This is a genomic window from Martelella alba (genome assembly GCF_006516955.1).
GTDB classification, from domain to species: Bacteria; Pseudomonadota; Alphaproteobacteria; order Rhizobiales; family Rhizobiaceae; genus Martelella; species Martelella alba.
Genome location: NZ_VHLG01000011.1, coordinates 153,292 through 170,515 on the forward strand (window position 1 = coordinate 153,292; position 17,224 = coordinate 170,515).

At 59.4% G+C, this 17,224-nt stretch carries 16 protein-coding genes and 1 tRNA gene; 7 read left to right on the plus strand and 10 right to left on the minus strand.

Annotation, left to right across the window (positions count from 1 at the left end; all coding sequences use genetic code 11):
* Nucleotides 1–32 precede the first annotated feature (32 nt).
* Nucleotides 33–109 (minus strand) — tRNA-His (locus FJU08_RS16190).
* Nucleotides 110–451: 342 nt separating this feature from the next.
* On the opposite strand from FJU08_RS16190, the gene FJU08_RS16195 reads away from it, so the two are divergent.
* Nucleotides 452–3,265 (plus strand): PAS domain S-box protein, encoded by a 2,814-nt coding sequence (locus FJU08_RS16195; RefSeq protein ID WP_141150063.1) that lies wholly within the window; start codon nucleotides 452–454, stop codon nucleotides 3,263–3,265.
* 219 nt (nucleotides 3,266–3,484) lie between these two features.
* Here FJU08_RS16195 and fba read toward each other — a convergent pair whose 3' ends face one another.
* Nucleotides 3,485–4,549, minus strand: coding sequence for a class II fructose-bisphosphate aldolase (fba, locus tag FJU08_RS16200; RefSeq protein ID WP_141150064.1), 1,065 nt, complete (start codon nucleotides 4,547–4,549; stop codon nucleotides 3,485–3,487).
* 233 nt (nucleotides 4,550–4,782) lie between these two features.
* On the opposite strand from fba, the gene FJU08_RS16205 reads away from it, so the two are divergent.
* Genes FJU08_RS16205 through FJU08_RS16215 form a run of 3 tightly spaced genes read left to right on the plus strand, consistent with a single transcriptional unit; the run spans nucleotide 4,783 to nucleotide 6,342 of the window.
* Entirely contained in the window at nucleotides 4,783–5,547 is a 765-nt protein-coding gene (locus FJU08_RS16205) for a DeoR/GlpR family DNA-binding transcription regulator (protein WP_141150065.1), read from the plus strand.
* 26 nt (nucleotides 5,548–5,573) lie between these two features.
* Nucleotides 5,574–5,966: a group II truncated hemoglobin gene (locus tag FJU08_RS16210; RefSeq protein WP_141150066.1), complete on the plus strand. Its 393-nt coding sequence runs from the start codon at nucleotides 5,574–5,576 to the stop codon at nucleotides 5,964–5,966.
* 4 nt (nucleotides 5,967–5,970) lie between these two features.
* On the plus strand, nucleotides 5,971–6,342 hold the full coding sequence (locus tag FJU08_RS16215) for a DUF423 domain-containing protein (RefSeq protein WP_141150067.1): 372 nt from the start codon (nucleotides 5,971–5,973) through the stop codon (nucleotides 6,340–6,342).
* 231 nt (nucleotides 6,343–6,573) lie between these two features.
* Here the strand turns inward: FJU08_RS16215 and FJU08_RS16220 are convergent, their stop codons facing one another.
* Nucleotides 6,574–6,906: a DUF2325 domain-containing protein gene (locus FJU08_RS16220; RefSeq protein WP_235890754.1), complete on the minus strand. Its 333-nt coding sequence runs from the start codon at nucleotides 6,904–6,906 to the stop codon at nucleotides 6,574–6,576.
* A gap of 240 nt (nucleotides 6,907–7,146) precedes the next feature.
* Between FJU08_RS16220 and FJU08_RS16225 the strand changes: the two genes are divergently transcribed.
* On the plus strand, nucleotides 7,147–7,509 hold the full coding sequence (locus FJU08_RS16225; RefSeq protein WP_141150069.1) for a SpoIIAA family protein: 363 nt from the start codon (nucleotides 7,147–7,149) through the stop codon (nucleotides 7,507–7,509).
* A 6-nt stretch (nucleotides 7,510–7,515) separates the two neighbouring features.
* Here the strand turns inward: FJU08_RS16225 and FJU08_RS16230 are convergent, their stop codons facing one another.
* The 6 genes from FJU08_RS16230 to FJU08_RS16255 all read right to left on the minus strand — a co-directional run bounded on the left by FJU08_RS16230 (nucleotide 7,516) and on the right by FJU08_RS16255 (nucleotide 13,880).
* Nucleotides 7,516–8,328, minus strand: a complete 813-nt coding sequence (locus FJU08_RS16230; protein ID WP_141150070.1) for an extensin-like domain-containing protein — start codon at nucleotides 8,326–8,328, stop codon at nucleotides 7,516–7,518.
* Between the two features lie 126 nt (nucleotides 8,329–8,454).
* Nucleotides 8,455–10,071, minus strand: coding sequence for an APC family permease (locus tag FJU08_RS16235; protein WP_141150071.1), 1,617 nt, complete (start codon nucleotides 10,069–10,071; stop codon nucleotides 8,455–8,457).
* Between the two features lie 229 nt (nucleotides 10,072–10,300).
* The gene (locus tag FJU08_RS16240) at nucleotides 10,301–11,920 is read right to left on the minus strand and encodes an FMN-binding glutamate synthase family protein (RefSeq protein ID WP_141150072.1); all 1,620 of its coding nucleotides are present in this window, start codon (nucleotides 11,918–11,920) and stop codon (nucleotides 10,301–10,303) included.
* 197 nt (nucleotides 11,921–12,117) lie between these two features.
* Nucleotides 12,118–12,951 (minus strand): FTR1 family iron permease, encoded by an 834-nt coding sequence (locus FJU08_RS16245; RefSeq protein WP_141150073.1) that lies wholly within the window; start codon nucleotides 12,949–12,951, stop codon nucleotides 12,118–12,120.
* A 1-nt stretch (nucleotide 12,952) separates the two neighbouring features.
* Entirely contained in the window at nucleotides 12,953–13,339 is a 387-nt protein-coding gene (locus FJU08_RS16250) for a cupredoxin domain-containing protein (protein WP_407943717.1), read from the minus strand.
* On the minus strand, nucleotides 13,329–13,880 hold the full coding sequence (locus FJU08_RS16255; protein WP_141150075.1) for an iron transporter: 552 nt from the start codon (nucleotides 13,878–13,880) through the stop codon (nucleotides 13,329–13,331). The genes FJU08_RS16250 and FJU08_RS16255 overlap by 11 nt, the downstream gene beginning before the upstream one ends.
* A 396-nt stretch (nucleotides 13,881–14,276) precedes the next feature.
* On the opposite strand from FJU08_RS16255, the gene FJU08_RS16260 reads away from it, so the two are divergent.
* Nucleotides 14,277–15,575: a 4Fe-4S binding protein gene (locus FJU08_RS16260; protein ID WP_210245253.1), complete on the plus strand. Its 1,299-nt coding sequence runs from the start codon at nucleotides 14,277–14,279 to the stop codon at nucleotides 15,573–15,575.
* Between the two features lie 3 nt (nucleotides 15,576–15,578).
* Here FJU08_RS16260 and FJU08_RS16265 read toward each other — a convergent pair whose 3' ends face one another.
* The gene (locus FJU08_RS16265) at nucleotides 15,579–16,373 is read right to left on the minus strand and encodes a transporter substrate-binding domain-containing protein (protein ID WP_141150077.1); all 795 of its coding nucleotides are present in this window, start codon (nucleotides 16,371–16,373) and stop codon (nucleotides 15,579–15,581) included.
* A 246-nt stretch (nucleotides 16,374–16,619) separates the two neighbouring features.
* On the opposite strand from FJU08_RS16265, the gene FJU08_RS16270 reads away from it, so the two are divergent.
* Nucleotides 16,620–17,180 (plus strand): DsbA family protein, encoded by a 561-nt coding sequence (locus FJU08_RS16270; RefSeq protein WP_141150078.1) that lies wholly within the window; start codon nucleotides 16,620–16,622, stop codon nucleotides 17,178–17,180.
* Nucleotides 17,181–17,224: the final 44 nt, after the last annotated feature.

Below are 17,224 nucleotides of genomic sequence, written 5' to 3' on the forward strand. Positions count from 1 at the left end.
TGCGAATGCGTTAAATACCGGAAAAAACAGAGTGGTACGGTTGGGTGGAGTTGAACCACCGACCTCAGGTGCCACAAACCTGCGCTCTAACCAACTGAGCTACAACCGCACAAGGATGATGCGTGATGCATCGCGGGCTGACATAGAGGGACTTGAAGCGTTTTGCAAGCCCCTCTTCATCATATAACCAAATTCATTGTGCATGAAACGCCTGCCCACCCCACCAGATCCCGACCTTTCGGGTGGCAGGCAGGGCTGTTGAAACGGCCTCCGGCATTAACCTTGGCCAGCGATTGCGCGCCCGGCGATCTGGACCCGGCGACTTCATGCTATTATTAAGAATAGGTTAAGAGACGGGCGGAAGCGAGAGATGACCCTCCGGCTGCCCGATAACAGAAAGAGCGCTTCCGGCCGGTGAAAGTCCGGAAAACGCAAATATGGGTGCCAAAGCATGACCACCGAGCCGATTGCCTTTGTCGACTTCGCGACTCATCCGCAGATCTGCGCAGCCTTTGCAGCTGGTCACACGCTTTTTGCCATCCGCTGCGCCGACAGCAGCATCGCCTTTTGCAATGCAGCAGGGGCAGCTTTGCTGGGCCATGAAACCATTCCCGCAGCCACAAGCGCCTGCTTTGCGCCCGACAGCATCACACTTCGCCAGTTTTCAGCCGCCGCCAGCGGCCTTGACCATGCAGGCGAGAGCCGTAACTTCACCATTCATCGCCTTGACGGTTTTCGCCGTACAGCCGTTCCCGCTCTTGCGAGACGGATCACTGTCGACGGCGACGACTTTTTTGTCTTCGATGCCGATCCTGGCCTGCCGAACGTCGGCCTGACCGCCGGCTTTACCGAAGACGGAGCGCAGCTTGCGATCCTCGGCAATGATGGCCGGATCATTGAGGAAAGCCAGGGGTTCTCCGCCATTGGCCTTGCCCCATCCACCCTTGAAACCATGAGTGCGGCATTACCGGAAAGCAATGCACCCGGTCTGCAGCAACTCATCGGTTCCCAGGCAGGCATCTGGCACGTGAGCCTCGCCTGGCTTGATGACGAGCGCCTCATTCTCTTTGTCTCCGGCGAACACGCCGAACCGGTGTTCGACCCGGAACCTGCGGAAAACATCACCCAGGCGCCACCGCTGCCAGCGACGTCCCGCTCCGTGATCGACATGATTGCCGCCATTGATGAGGGCTTTGCGACGATGGAGGCCGGGTCCGCTCCCGCACCGGCTGCCATGCCCGTTGTTGCAAAACGGCCTCTGCGCTTTGTCTGGCGTACGGATGCCGAAGGACGTTTCACCGAGGTCTCTAGCGAACTCACCGATGCCGTCGGTGTCGATGCCGCCGATATCGTGGGGCTGCGCTTTGAAGACCTCGAGAGCCAGATCGGTGTCAGCGGCGCAACAGCGATCGCCAGCCTGCTGACCCAGCCAAGCACCTGGTCCGGCCGAACGGTTGAGTGGCCGGTCGCCGGCACGGACAGGCGCATTCCGGTCGATCTCGCAGCCTTGCCCAGCTTTTCCCGCAAGCGCGCCTTCAATGGCTTTCGCGGTTTCGGCCTCGCCCGCATCGGCGATACCCGGCAGGATCCCGACGCAACCGGGCTCGCCCTGGTAACAACCGACCAGCGCCCAACTCCCGGCCTGAATGATGCCGAGCGCCAGGCCTTCGATGAAATCGCCCTGACGCTATCCGGACCACAGGCCGCCATCGCGGAGACACAGGAAAAGCGCTCTCCGGTCCTCAGGCGCACGGTGACCCATTTTGCAGGCAGCGAGGCAACCGCGGCTGTAGCGGAAAAGCGCACCGACAGGCCGGCCCTTGACCGCGCATCCATTGATGCCCTGCCGGACGCTGTGCTGATCCAGTCCGGAGACCATTTCACCCATGCCAATCCTGCCATGCTGGCGCTGAGCGGCTTTAGGGAACTCAACGAAATCACGGCTGCGGGCGGGCCGGATCATCTACTCCAGCGTGATGCCCGCAATCATCTGGTTCTGATGCGCGCCGACGGCACCGCATTGCCGGTTTCGCTGCATCTGCAATCAATCCGCTTCGAAGACGGCCGCGCCCTGTCGATGACGCTCAGGACCGAGCCGAGCGATCATGCGCTCCTTGCCGTGTCCAGTAACGACCTTGCCGCACCGTCCGTTGCCGCAGCCGTTTTCGATGCTCATGACGAAGACGACGAAGCGCTGCAGGCCATCCTCGATACGACGACGGACGGCATCGTCATCATTGATGCCGACGGACGGATCAGCTCGCTCTCCGCTTCCGCCCTTGGCCTTTTCGGCCGCGAAAGCGAAACGGTTCACGGCAAGCGCTTTACCGTGCTCTTTGCCGAAGAATCGCGCCATGACATCGAGGACTATCTTGACCGGGTGATCGACGGGCAGTCGCTGGCGCTGATGCATGAGGGCTGTGAGGTCATGGGGCGCGAGACAGGTGGCGGCCTGCTGCCGCTGGTGATGACGCTCGGGCGGTTGCCGCGTTCGGGCGGAGCCTGCGCTGTGCTGCGCGACATTTCCGAATGGAAACGGCGTGAAGATGACCTTCGCGCCGCACGCCGCAGTGTGACCCGTATCGAGCAGGAGCGGGAAAGCTTTCTCACCATGCTGAAGCTTGAGCTCAAAATGCCGCTTGATGCCATTATTGCCCTTGGTGACACGCTGCGCCATGAGCCCTATGGAACGCTCGGCGATCAGCGTTACAAGGAGATTGCCCGCGAAGTTTCGGAAAAAAGCCGTCAGGCCCGTAACGCCGTTGGCGACATCCTCGGTGAGACCCCGTCACCGGAGATGACGGAGGACCAGCTCATGTCGGCCTCCGGCATCAATGATGTGATCGCCGAAAGCGTGAGCATGGTGCAGCCGCGCGCCAATGCCCGGCGGATCATCATTCGCGCTGCACTCTCCCCCGGACTGACTGACACGCTGACCGATGCCGAACGGCTGAAGGAAATCGCCCTCGACCTGCTTTACGAAGCCGTTCATTTCACCCCTGCCGGTGGCCAGGTCGTAGTATCCACCGCCCGCGCCCCGGATGGCGGAACGCTGTTGCGTTTCCGTGATAATGGGATTGCGCCGGTCCGCCGCCGCCCGGCAGCCGCAACGGCGACCGGAAAGACCGCCGAACCTGAAAACGCCCGTATCGCCCATGCGCGCCAGCTGGTTGAAAGCCTCGGCGGCACCTTCACCGTTCAGGCCGTGCCGAATGAAGGCATGCTGGTGCAGGTCTTCCTGCCAGTCAATGCCGAGGCCGCATAAGCCCCGGCATCGGCAGCCTCCCCTCGCCCGAGGCCTATTGCAGATCACAGTGCAGCTGGTTCCAGTTGCGCTGAGCGACGATCAGCATCTTGCTGCAGGCGGGCTTGCGCTCAAACTCAGCTGCCTGTGACTGAAACGCTCTAATAAACCCGTCAATGCGCCCATGAAAAACCCGCCATGCCGGAGCATGACGGGTCAGTGCATTGATAAGGTGAAAACTCAGCCGATCTTCGGAGCCAGCGAACCGTCGGCGTAGCGTTTCGCCATATCGGCAAGTGCAATCGGCTTGATTTTCCCGGCATTGCCAGCCGTGCCGAAAGCCTCGAAACGCGCGATGCAGAGCTTGGTCATGGCTTCCATGGCAGGCTTGAGATATTTGCGGGGGTCGAATTCAGAGGGGTTTTCAGCAAAGACCTTGCGGATGGCACCGGTCATGGCCATGCGGTTGTCCGTGTCGATATTGACCTTGCGCACGCCATGTTTGATACCGCGCTGGATCTCCTCGACCGGCACACCCCAGGTCGGCTTCATCTCGCCGCCATACTTGTTGATGATCTCTTGCAGTTCCTCAGGCACGGATGAAGAGCCATGCATGACGAGATGTGTATCGGGAAGACGGCGATGGATCTCCTCGATCACGCCCATGGCCAGCACTTCGCCATCCGGCTTGCGGGTGAATTTATAGGCACCGTGGCTGGTGCCCATGGCAACGGCCAGTGCGTCGACCTGCGTATCCTTGACGAATTGCACGGCCTGGGCGGGATCAGTCAGCAGCTGGTCGTGATCGAGCTTACCCTCGAAACCGTGGCCATCTTCCTTCTCGCCTTCGCCAGTCTCAAGCGATCCGAGAACACCGATCTCGCCTTCAACGGAAGCACCGGCCCAGTGTGCCATGTCGGAAATGCGGCGGGTGATACCAGCATTATAAGCGTAGTCGGCAGGCGTTTTGCCATCCCCCTTCAGCGATCCGTCCATCATCACCGAGGTGAAACCGTGCTGCAGAGCGGTGACGCAGGTCGCTTCATTATTGCCATGGTCGAGATGCATGACGACCGGAATATGCGGATAGATCTCCACAAGACCGTCGATCAGCTTGGCCAGCACCACGTCATTGGCATAGGCGCGGGCGCCGCGTGAAGCCTGGATGATCACCGGAGAGGAAGTCTTGTCGGCAGCTGCCATGATGGCAAGCCCCTGCTCCATATCGTTGATGTTGAAAGCTGGAACGCCATAGCCGTATTCCGCCGCGTGATCGAGCAATTGCCTGAGTGTGATGCGTGCCATTCAAATGACCTCCTGAAATGAGTACGCCTGCCCGGCTTCGGGCGAGGATCGACAAGAAGACTGCCATGATCGCCCAAACCGGACCCGCATTCTTGTCGAATAATAGTGTCTTGGATAAAAATCACAATATGGTTTTATAAATATCACATTCTATGTTATTTTAACCGTTTATAGATGTGATATTTCGCACCTAATGTTGTGTTACATCAAATCAGGTCACACAGGAGCCCCTTTTGAAAGCGGAACAGCGACGCCAGGCGATGATGGAACTGCTGATGGAAAAGGGTGCAGCAAGTGTCGAGGCGCTATCCCAGCGCTTCGCCGTATCGAAAATGACCGTGCACCGTGATCTGGACGAATTGGAGGCGGCAGGGCAGTTACGCAAGGTGCGCGGCGGCGCATCCGTGCAGTCTTCAGCGATGTTTCAGGCCGATTTTCGCTACCGCCGCAAAATGGCCGCCACCGAAAAGGCACGCCTGGCAGAAGCCGCAGCCCGACTGATCGAACCCGGCATGACGCTGATCATCGATGACAGTTCAACGGCCGCCAATCTGTCCCGGCACATGGCAGAACACCTGCCGCTGACGGTGATTTCGAACAATCTCACCGTCATTACCGACCTTGCCGGGATGGCAGGTATCGAGCTTCTGGCGCTTGGCGGGCAATATTCGAGCAAGTTCAACGGCTTTTTCGGCCTTTTGACCGAGGACGCATTGCGCGGGCTGAGAGCCGATCTCAGCTTCATCTCCGTCTCGGCCGTCTATCGCGGCGAAGCCTTTCACCAGGACCCCGAAGTGGTGCAGACCAAGCGACTGATGGTCACATCGGCGGAACGCTGTGTCCTGATGGCCGATCACACCAAATTCGGCCGGCCGGGCCTGCATTTTCTGACCGGGCTCAATACGTTTCACGCCGTTTTCACCGGTGACGAACTTGACGCCACCTTGCGCGAAGACCTTGAAGAAAAGCAGATTGCGCTTCATTGTGTGCCCGGCTGAACGCCGTTCACCAATCAGGATCCCATATGGAAAAGCTGGAAACCATCAGTCTCTACGATGCAATCGGTGGCGAAGCGGCCGTCAGACGCCTGACGAAACGTTTCTATGAATTGATGGATACGCTGCCAGAAGCCCGCCATTGCCGCGCCATCCACCCGGCTGATCTCACAGGATCGGAAGCCAAATTCTACGATTACCTGACCGGCTATCTCGGCGGCCCGCCGCTTTATACGGAAAAGCACGGCCATCCGCGCCTCAGAATGCGCCACATGCCAGCGCCGATCGGACCGGAGGAGCGCGATGAATGGCTGCTATGCTTCCGTCAGGCGCTTGGCGAGGTGGTCGACAATCAGCGCCTTTACGACATCATTCTGCCGCCGATCGAGCGGCTTGCCCACCATATGCAAAACAAGGTCTGACCGCATGCCCGCCCTCGCCCTGCCCGGCCGTATCCTTTTGTTTTTTGCCGGCCTTATCGGCGCATCAGGCGTTGCCCTTGCCGCTGCCGCCTATCATGGCAGCAATCCGATGCTGCAATCAGCAGCGCTCATCTGCCTGGCGCATGGCCCGGCCCTGATTGGCCTTGCAATCCTTTCCGGACGCATCAAGGCAGCGCTTGCCGCCGGTATTGTGATGATTTTCGGAACGGCGCTTTTTGCTGGCGATATTATCGCCAAGACCTACGCCGGAACCAGCCTGTTTTTCCTGGCCGCCCCCATCGGCGGGTCGTCCGTCATCCTGAGCTGGGTTCTGGTCGCCGTTGCGGCGCTGATCCCGGCGCGCGGCGGCGCTTGACGGATTTCACCAGGCTCAGGCTGATAACGTCGCCACTCTCGCCGCCCCGATGACGGCGGCGGCACGGCTGCGGTTTCGGAAAGGCCAGGATCTTGGCGGATTCCCGCGCAGCGCAGCAATGCTCCCCGGCAAGTCCAAGTAATGGCAAGGCAAGCGTTCCATCGGCATTGAAGCCGGTTACGCGGTGCAGGCCAATCAGGCAGCTACACCGCCCCTCAAACCCGGCCCTGATCAATTGTCGCGCTCACTCATGGTCTGCAATGCGCGCTCAAGAGAGGATTTTGAACCGTTTCTGAGCGGAACGAAAGCCTTACCGAACTTCTTGCAGCCGGATTTCACCCGGACACAGGCGTCGTGGCTTATGCAATCGATTGGACAGAAAACACAATCGACTGACGGCAGCACACGATCAATCCGCGAGACCGCTTCGCGCAGACCGCCATCATGATGCAGAAGCTCCGCACCAAAACTCTCGGCTATCTGGCGCAGATGGGCAACCTGGCAATCACGCCCGCCAACATAGAGAAAACTGCGGCCGGAAAGCCCGTCCTCTGTCGCGGCCATCGGCGCGACCAGCTCGGTCGCCTCTTTCCGTATGTCGTTTCTGCGCTTGTTCTTCTTCGCCATCCTGCCCTCCATCACTGCGGCATTCCATGTCGATGGACCGAGCTTACAAAACATGACAAAAAAGGTAAAGTATTAAGATGGGCGAATTTGTCATGTTAAAATTCGACAGCAAATTTGCGCCAAAAGCCCATAAAACCGGCTATACTGTCCCGGGGGACAACGCTGGAGGACAGGTTGATGATTTCGTTCATTCCCGACTTACCTGACAACTGCCTTGGTATTTCACTGACCGGTACACTGACTTCGGACGACTACGAGGATGCACTGATTCCCGCCATGGACGGCATGCTGGCCAATGGCAAGGGCCGCTTCCTCTGCGTGATTGCGGAAAGTTTTGAAGGCGCTGATGCAGGGGCGATGTGGGACGACACCAAATATGGTCTCGGCCATTTCTTTGATTTCGAACGCATCGCCATCGTTACCGACCATACGGCTTACGGCCGTTTGGCGCATCTGTTTGGCTTCATGATACCCGCCAAGGTCAAAATCTTTCCGATGGAACAGCTTGCCGCTGCCAAGGAATGGATCATCACCAGCTGAGGGCGGTCAGCGGCAATAGCGATATCCGCCCTTCCTCGCCATCACATCCAGATGCATGTGATCCTGATGGGTCGCATCGCTGCCGGGCGAGAGGACGGTCGAGAAATAAAGGCAGGCCGAAGCACTTGCGGTGCGCTGAAAAGCACCGATCAGCGCGCTGTCGGTCTTGCGCGGCTTGAGGATCACCTCACTTCCATCGGAAAATTCGAGCGACCGGATATCCACCGCATTGCCTTTGGCATGTTCGGAAATCTTAGCGCCGGCAACACTATTGCGGCTGCGGCAGGCATAGGTCGAGGCCTGATTGATCGCGGTGAGATCAACCGAAGGGCCGAAAGCCGCATGGGCAGCAGGATCGACAAAGCCTTTCGCCCAGCCAGCCAGCGCCAGCGCCGTCTTGCAGCGCATCGGCCCTTCGGGCTTGAAGGCAATCCCTTGCGCGACCTGTTTCAGCATGATTGGTCTGGCGATACCACAACCACCATCGCCGGCGATCGGCGCAACCTCTTCGAAGACAGCGCCAAGTTCTGAAAGATCGGCAAGACAGGCAGCATAGGCTTCAGCATCCTCGGCTGGCGGCGGTGTCGTTTGAGGGGGCTCCGCAGCGTTTTCCGGCGGGTTATCGGCTCGCGCATCCGGGACCGGCGGTGTTTCCTCCAGCGTCACCGCCGCATCACCTGCAGAGGCGGGCGGCGAGACGGCCTCCAACGCAGGCCGCCTTTGCGGAACGGGCGGATCGTCAGGAAGGGAAAATCCCGAGAGGAAGAATACCGCAGCTCCGATCAGGCAGACGGTCCCGATGATCTGTCTTGCAGTCATGCATTCCTCCCTTCAGCCAGCTTTCCCTGCGCTTGTTGCACGGGGAAAGATAAAACGTCTGAGGGCCAGGCTTGTTCCGGAGGCGACAACCAGGCAAGACCGCGCCGCCTCCAGCCATCTCAGCATTTAGTGAGAACTCACCATCTGGTCCTCATCATCGGCGCGGCCATATTCCTCGCGCTCATAGACCTTCTGTTCATGCATGAAGCGGTTGAACATGTCCTGTGAGATCCGCGCTTTCACCGCCATGAAGAACATTGCAAGCGAGAACACAGCGGCAATGATACTGTCGACCGGATGCGGCACGACACCGATGCCACCGCCATAACCGCCGAAATAAGACAGCACCGTCAGCCCAACCATATAGATACCGAACCAGATCGCGCTCTGCGGCTCCAGATCCTCGCGCCCGATAAAAGCAAGGCGAATGAAGAACAGGGCAGCGCCGATGGCCAGAAGCAGATCCAGCAGCCACATCGTGCTCCATCCGGACCAGTAGATCATCAGCGTCGCAATGATGAAGGCGGCGGCGCCAATTGTCTTGACTGCCGGCACACGGAAAGGCCGATGCGCGCCCGGCACCAGCATGCGGAACGCCACCATGGAAACCGGCCCGGCAATGAAGGACAGAACAACAGCTGAACCATTCAACGCCAGGATCGCACTGAAGGGCAGCAGGATCAGCATGGCCAGCGCGACCACATAGTTGAGCAGCAGCGCCCAGGCCGGAACGCCACAGACATTCAGCCTGGCGATCAGGCGCGGAAACACGCCATTGTTCGACATGGCAAGCGCCAGTCGCGCATTGGAGCTGGTCGACACAAGACCGCTGCCGGCCGGTGACACGATCGCTGCGACATTCAACAGGCTCACCATCCACAAAACGCCGAGCGAAGTCGCCAGTGCACCCAATGGCCCCAGATGATGCGAGGCCTCAAGCTTGGCCCAGCCGCCGGCAAGATCCGCCGGGCTCTGTGCGCCGATAAAGGCAAGCTGGAGGCCGATATAGACAAACAGGCAGATCAGTACCGAGAGGATCAGCGCCAATGGGATAACACGCTGGGAATTGCGCACTTCTCCCGCGAGATCGATGGCATGACGGAAGCCGATAAAGGCAAAGACCACGCCGCCGGTGGCAACGGCAGAAAAGATGCCGGCCGTGCCGAAGGGCGCAAAACCGCCTGCCGCCGCATTGGTGAAATTGCCCGGCTCGAAGCGCGAGGCAATCACCACCACCACGAAAATCAGCGGCACGATCAGCTTGAACCAGGTCATCGCCGTGTTCAGCCGGGCAAACCATGTCACGCCGAACAGGTTGACCACAGTCAGCACCGCCAGAAAGGCCGCTGCCGCCAACATGCCTTCAACCGTCAGATTGCCGGAGGCATTGGTAAGCCACGGGAGATAGGATGATGCATAGCCAAGCGAGGCCTTCACCTCAATCGGGGCCGTGGTGCAATAGCCCACCCATGCACTCCACCCCATGGCAAGCGCCAGAAGCCGCCCATGTGAGAATTGCGGAATACGGGCCAGACCACCGGCGATTGGAAAGAGTGTCGCAATCTCGGCATAGGTCAGTGCGATCAGCAGCATTGCCACCGCACCGATCAGCCAGGAAATCAAGGAAGCGGGACCGGCCATCTGTGCCGTATCGAGCGGCGCGAACAGCCACCCGGATCCCAAAACGCCGCTCACGGCGACAAATGTCAGGCCCATAAGGCCAATCTCGCGTCGCATTGCCATTATTATTCCCCTTTATGCTGTACGCGCTCACATCTTGCGGCAGCCTCCCCTGTCAGGCCTTTTTCACGACGCTGCGTGGCCGCATGACCCACTATTCTGGTTGCAAATGATATATGTCAATCGCTTTGGTTTACGTGGCAAATATTTTCGCACAGAGAAAAGGTTGCAACAAAAAGTCCGGCCAAGTGCATTGGCCGGACTTAAGGCTTCAACAGGAAAGCAGTGCTGATTATGCCTGAACGCTTGCACGGATGTTGACGAGATCCTCGACGGGGCGGAAGCTGTCGGAACTCGCCGCCCGCCACCAGTCGCCGTAAATCGTGCTGTCGGGATCTTCCAGCAGGACATTTTCCGGCAGGAAAGGATGCAACTTGTCGAGCGAGATCGTTCCAGACGAACCGACACGATGCATCAGGTGATGCGGCTGCAGATCTTGAGGATGCTTGAAGCCCGCTGCCGCCACGATATCGGCAAGCGCCTCCAGGGTTTTCTTGTGGAAACGGGCCGCGTGACGCCCCTGCTCTTCCGGCACCAGCGCCCGCTGACGCCATTTATCCTGCGTCGCAACGCCGGTCGGACAGGTTCCTTCGTGGCAGCGTTGCGCCTGAATACAGCCAACCGACATCATGAAGGCGCGGGCCGCGTTGCACCAGTCGGCGCCGAGCGCCAGATTGTGGGCAAGCCCCATGCCGGAGAAGACTTTGCCGCTGGCGGCAAGGCGCACATGCTTCTTCACGCCGCCGCCGACGAGCGCATTGCGCATCAGAAGCAGCCCGTCCCAGAGCGGCATGCCGACCCAGTCGGCCAGTTCCAGCGGCGCGGCACCCGTGCCCCCTTCGGCGCCATCAATGACGATGAAATCGGGATAGATGCCGGTCGTGTGCATCGCCTTGACTAGCGCGAATGGTTCATGCGGCTGCCCGACGCAGAATTTCATGCCAACCGGCTTGCCTCCCGAAAGATCACGCATCTTTGCCGCAAATTCCAGAAGCTGCGCTGGCGTGGAAAACGCCGAATGCGAACGCGGCGACAGACAGTTCTCATGGGCCGGAACACCGCGCACGGCGGCAATTTCCTGCGTTACCTTGGCCGCCAGCAGCATGCCGCCATGGCCGGGCTTGGCACCCTGTGACAGCTTGATCTCGGTCATGCGGACCTGATCATTCTTGGCCTTGTCGGCAAACATGGCGGGATCGAACTTGCCATCCTTGTCGCGTGCGCCGAAATAGCCGGAGCCGATTTCCCAGACAAGATCACCACCATGTTCGAGATGGTAGCGGCTGACACCGCCTTCGCCGGTATCATGATAGAAACCGCCCATCCGCGCACCGATATTCAGCGCCCGGATCGCATTGGCCGAGAGCGAACCGAAGCTCATCGCCGAGATATTCAGAACAGAGGCGAAATAAGGTTTGGAACACTGCTCATTGCCAACAAGAACACGCGGTGATTGGTCCGGGTTGGGTTCCGGGCTCATCGAATGACACACCCAGTGATGCGGCTCCTCATAGGTGTCGCGTTCGGTTCCGAAAGGGATCGTATCGGGTTCGCCATTGGCACGGGTCTTGATCAGCTGGCGCGCTGCATAGGAATAGGGCGTGCCATGGGTATCATCCTCCACCGCATAGGCGCGGATAAAGGGCCTGAGCTTGAGCGCCCCCCAGCGAATACGCCCCGCCACGGGATAATTGCGGGTGATGGTCCATTGCGACTGAAACAGGTCATAGGCCGCAAGGCTCATGACCGGGATGGTCAGGATCAGAACCCAGTACCATCCAATCGAGATTGCGCCCGCCGACAGCAGGACCCCGCCGATCGGTACGATGTTGCGAACGAGAATATCCTTCAATGCCGCCCCCCAAAATTCAGGAAATGTCTTTAGGACCAAATCAATTGGCGTTTATCAGCTTTATAGGCGATACGGCCGTCCCGCACCAGCCGTGCGAGCACCTCCAGGCTTTCTTTCGACAGGCACAGCATTGAACGGCGCACAAAAAGGCCGGCGCATCGCTGCGCCAGCCCCCTGTTGCTCTCGTCTTCAGTGTATTATCCGGCGATCGCAGTCCGCCGTCGCGGACGATAGACAATTGCGATGACAACCAACCAATAGGCGCAAAAGGCAAGCAGTTCCATCAGATTTGGCCGGGCACGATAGCCCGTCATCGCGGCGAAGAAGCCGCCGGCCGATGTGCCATCCGACAGCAACGCATTGCTGTTCCACAGGCTCCGTGACAGACGCGGCAGCAAGCCGAGATCGATCATACCATCGACGCCGGTCATCAACAGGCCGCAGGCGAGAAACAGAAGCAGGATCTCGGTGATGCGGAAAAACACCCGCCAAGAAATGATCCGGCTGCCGGCCATCAGAAGACCATAGGTGAAAATGGCGAACACAAGTCCGCAAAGCCCGGCAAGGATACCCGAAAAAACCGATCCCAGCACGCCGGCGGAGAGGATGCCGTAAAGAAAGACAACCGTTTCGCTGCCTTCGCGCGCCACGGCCACCAGTGCCAGCAGGAACACGCCCCACCAGCGCCTGGCGGCAACCGCACCTTCAAGCGACGTCTCCAGGTCGTGCCGCATGGAACGGGCATGAGAGCGCATCCAGAACACCATTTGCAGGATCAATCCGGCAGCGACAAGCACGATCACGGTCTGGTAGATGGTCTGGGCATCGTCCGAAAGACCGTCCCCCAGCACGAGAAGCACTGCCGCCAGCAGCCCGGCGACGATGATACCCGCACCGACGCCCGCCCATAGATAAAGGCGCGGCTGCCGCGACGCGATCTTTTGACTGACCAGCCAGGCATCGAGAATTCCGATCACCAGCAGTGCCTCGACGCTTTCACGCCAGACAACAAAGGCAATGGATGCAAACATGTCAGTCCTCCGGTTCGACCGCGACGAGCACGGCCGGTGCGGCATCAGGGTGGAAATCATCAAAGAAGGCATATTCGCCGGGATCGAGATACTTGATCACAATGAAGGTCGTGACCCCCGGCCCGATCACCTTTTCCTTGCGCAGCGGAATGCTCTCAAATTCCGCTGGCGTGGCCCCGTTGTTGATCAGCTGGATCTCAAACCGGGTCTCGGCCGGGACCTCAAGACGCTGCGGAGCAACAACCCCGTCATCAAAAGTAATCGTGAAAACGGGATCATCGGCGCTTGCAGCAGGACCTGAAAATCCAGCAACAGCGATCGCCAGGCCGGCAGCGGCAAGGCCGCTGCCGGCGAACCGGCCCTGATGGTGCAGACGATCAGTAGCCACCCTTCTTGCCCACCCCGGTATAGACAAAATCATAGGCTGTTTCGAACGGCGCAAACCAGGGCGCGACACCGGTTTCCTCATCCACGTGACGGCCAAAGGCCATGCCATCCGGCGGTGCAATGGCAAAGACCAGATGATATTCGCCAGGTCCGTCCAGCTTGACATTGTCGCCGTAATGCGGCCCGTCAGAGGCAACCATCGGCATCAGCGGCCCGGACGAGACCGTCGCACCATCCTTGGTCAAAGTGTAGCTGATGACCAGATAGGGCATCCAGTCTCCGGTGGCGAAGCCGTTTTCATTATCCCGTGCCGCATGAATGTCAGCCTCCAGATGCACGTCGCTGTCTTCGGCAGCGCGCATCATGCCGGGCGGCTCCATTGCGATCGGCTGCAGGTAAACGGCGGCAACTTCCATGCCACCGGCCTCCTGCGGTTCGCCGATAGGATATTCAAGCGCTGAAGCGGAGCCCGCGAAAAAAACAGCGGCGGCGGTGAATGCGGAGGACAGCAGTACGGTCCGGAACAACATATTGCGGTGCATTGGCGTTTCCTGGTTGATGACGTCGATGCAGTAAATGTTTCACCCGAAGAAATCTGGAGTCAATAAAGAAAGTTTTAAATATCCGACACAACACTTGATAGTTGTCAAATCATTTACTGTTGTGCCGTGCTAAACATGAGAATGTTTATCCTGATTTAGTTTTCATGACGTCTTGAAGACACGACCGGCACCGTTGCTTGCCAACAGTAGAGACCGACAGCCGAAAGTCTTGAAATGACAGAGATATATCATCACCGGGACTTTCTGCCCGAGCCGAGACGCGCAGTGAGGAAACCGCCGGTCAACGCGACCCTCCCCCCGCGTCCGCTCTGGCTTGAGCGCCTGGAAGGCCTGGCGGTAGGCTGGCGCAGTCATTTCGGCTGGATTCAGACCTTGATGTTTGTCGTATTCCTCATTGTGCTCGGCGCGCCGCTTTTCCTGCCGGAACCGAAGCCGGAGACGACCCCGCTCTCAGACTGGACGCTTGCACTGCAATATCTTCTCTGGGGGATCTGGTTCCCGCTGGTCTTTCTGTCTGTCATCGTCTTCGGACGTGCCTGGTGCGGCATATTGTGTCCGATGGGCGCGGCCTCGGAGCTTGCCAACCGCTTCGGGTTTCAGGCAAAGATCCCGGCCTGGATCAGGTGGGAAGGAACGCCGGCCCTGAGCTTCATCATCATGACGCTCTACGGCCAGACCATTGGCGTCCGCGACCACCCGGAGGCCGCAGCCGGCCTGTTTGGCGGCACCATGCTGCTGGCGATTGCGATTGGTGGCCTTTACGGCCGCAAGAAACGGGTCTGGTGCCGGCATCTTTGTCCGATCGGGCGCGTCCTCGGCCTGTATTCGCGCCTCGGCGCGGTGCAGTTCACGCCCAAGATCAGGCTGCCCGGCGGCGACGCCTATACACAAAAGGGTGCCTGCCCGACCATGATCGACCTGCCCCGCAAGGCAGAAAGCCGCCATTGCATCGAGTGCTTTCGCTGCGTCCATCCCAATGCTGCCGGCAGCGTCCGTCTCGACATCCGCCGCCCCGGTCGCGAGATCGAGGACATCCGCGACCACCGCGCCAACCGCGCTGAAGCCTGGTTCCTGTTCATGGATACAGGTGTTGCCCTTGGTGGCTTCCTCTGGCTCGTGCTGCCGCAATATCAGCAATGGCGCCAGGCTTTCGGCGTGTTCGCGATCCGCCATCACTGGACATGGGTCACCGAGGTCGGCCCGGCCTTCCTGATGAGCGTGCATCCCGCGCGCGCGGAAGTGTTCCGCTGGCTCGACTTTGTGATGATTGTCGGCTTCATGCTGGCTGTGATGGCGGTGCTGACGGCGGTTCTGGCCACACTGACCTGCGCAAGTGCCTGGCTGTCACGTCGTGCCGGGGCGGACACAGGCTTTGGCCAGCTCTTCACCGAGCTTGGCTATCAATATGCCCCGGTCGCGCTGATGAGCCTGATCATCGGCCTCGGCGCTGAGCTTCTCGACCCCTTGCGCTATACCGGCCTCGGCGAGGCAGGGGCCGGTGCCATCCGTGGCGGGCTGTTCCTGACGGGGCTCATCTGGAGCATATGGCTCGGCTATCGCATTCTCGAGCGACAGCAGGTTTCCCCCCTGCGCCGTATCCTGCCGCTTCTGCCCGGCATTGCCGGAAGCCTGTTTGTCGGGCTCGGCTGGTGGCCCGCTATCTTCGGGCTTTGAGGCTCAAAGCCTGGAGGGCAGCGGGACATGCAGCCAGCGCAAGGCAATAGCGTTGAGCGCGCCGGATTTCAGCGCCTTGTCGATGCTGCTATTGACCGCCTTCAGCAAGGCAGGCTCCCCTTTACCCACTCCGATATAGCAAGGCGAATTGCTGATCAGGAACTTCGGTTCCGGCCGGCGCAGAAGCCCTGTCTCCATAATGGTCGCGGCGATGATGTTGCCGGTTGCAATCGCATCGACAGAGCCCGACAGGAAAGCCGCGATCGTAGCGCCATTGTCATCGTAACGCATGATCGTGGCATCGGCGGGTGCGATATCGGCCAGCGCCAGATCCTCGATCGAACCGCGCGTCACCCCGACAGTCTTGCCGGCGAGATCCGAGGGATCGGTGATCTTGATGTCACTCGGTGCGAAAATGCCGCTGTAAAAGGGGGCGTAAGCATGCGAGAAATCGATTGCCTGGCTCCGCTCACGGGTCTTGCCCAGCGACGAAATGATGAGATCGACGCGTTTGCTGACAAGCGCATCGATCCGCTCATTACTGGCCACGGGCACCAGAACCAGACGGACAGCAAGATCATCGGCGACCAACTGCGCCACATCGATATCATAACCGACCAGCGCACCGCTTGGGTCCTCGGTACCGAAAGGTGGAAAATCCTCCGGCACAGCGATGCGGATTGCACCCGCCGCCTTGATATCCGAAAGCGTGTCTGCCTGCGCCGGCACCATCCGGGCGGAAATGCCCAAAGCAAGCGCCAACACAACAAGCACCGAGCGAAATGCCTTGCCTGTCATATCATTCCCCTGATGCGCACTTCTGCCCCCTGCCCCGCCGATACGCGATATTGAAGCCTCGTGCGTCTATGGTAACGGAGTATGGCCGGGAACGGTCTATTCTTCAAGTTGCAGCGCCATTGTAAAACCAGGATAACCCGCAGTTTCAAATAGGTATCACGCTTGACTTGTCACAAAGAGCACGAGAGATTTGCTCACGCCCGCCCAAGAGCCATTTCAAGGCCTCTCCGACAAAAGGATCCCATCATGACGACAACGCCCTGGACGGCAGAGCCGCTGACATTTGGCCACGGACCACGCGTTCTGGAGATTTTTCTGGAACCGACCTGCCCCTTCTGCGTCAAGACGTTCAACAAGCTGGATGCATTGCTGGAAGCCGCCGGCGAAGACCGGCTGACGGTGAAACTGCGGCTGCAGTCACAGCCCTGGCACATGTTTTCCGGCGTCATCACCCGCTGCATCATTGCAGCCTCCACACTGCCGGATGGCCGCGAAATGGCGAAAAAGGTCTTCGCCGCCGTTGGCGCGCACCGCATGGAGTTTGAATTTGAAGGTCATGCCCGCGGCCCCAACATGGGTGCAACGCCCAACGACATCATCGCCCGGATCGAGGCCTATTCCGGCGTGCCGCTGAAGGCTGCCTTCGATCAGCAGGGCCTTGAGACCGAGCTCAAATGGCATGCGAAATATGCCCGCCAGAACGGCATTCACGTCTCCCCCACCTTCATGATCGACGGGCTGATCGCCCCGAAAATGTCGAGCGGCGACACGATCGAGCAATGGATCGCCGAACTCGGACTGAACTAGAGTTCAGGCAAGACGAATAACACGTGCACTTTTTCACCTGTTGC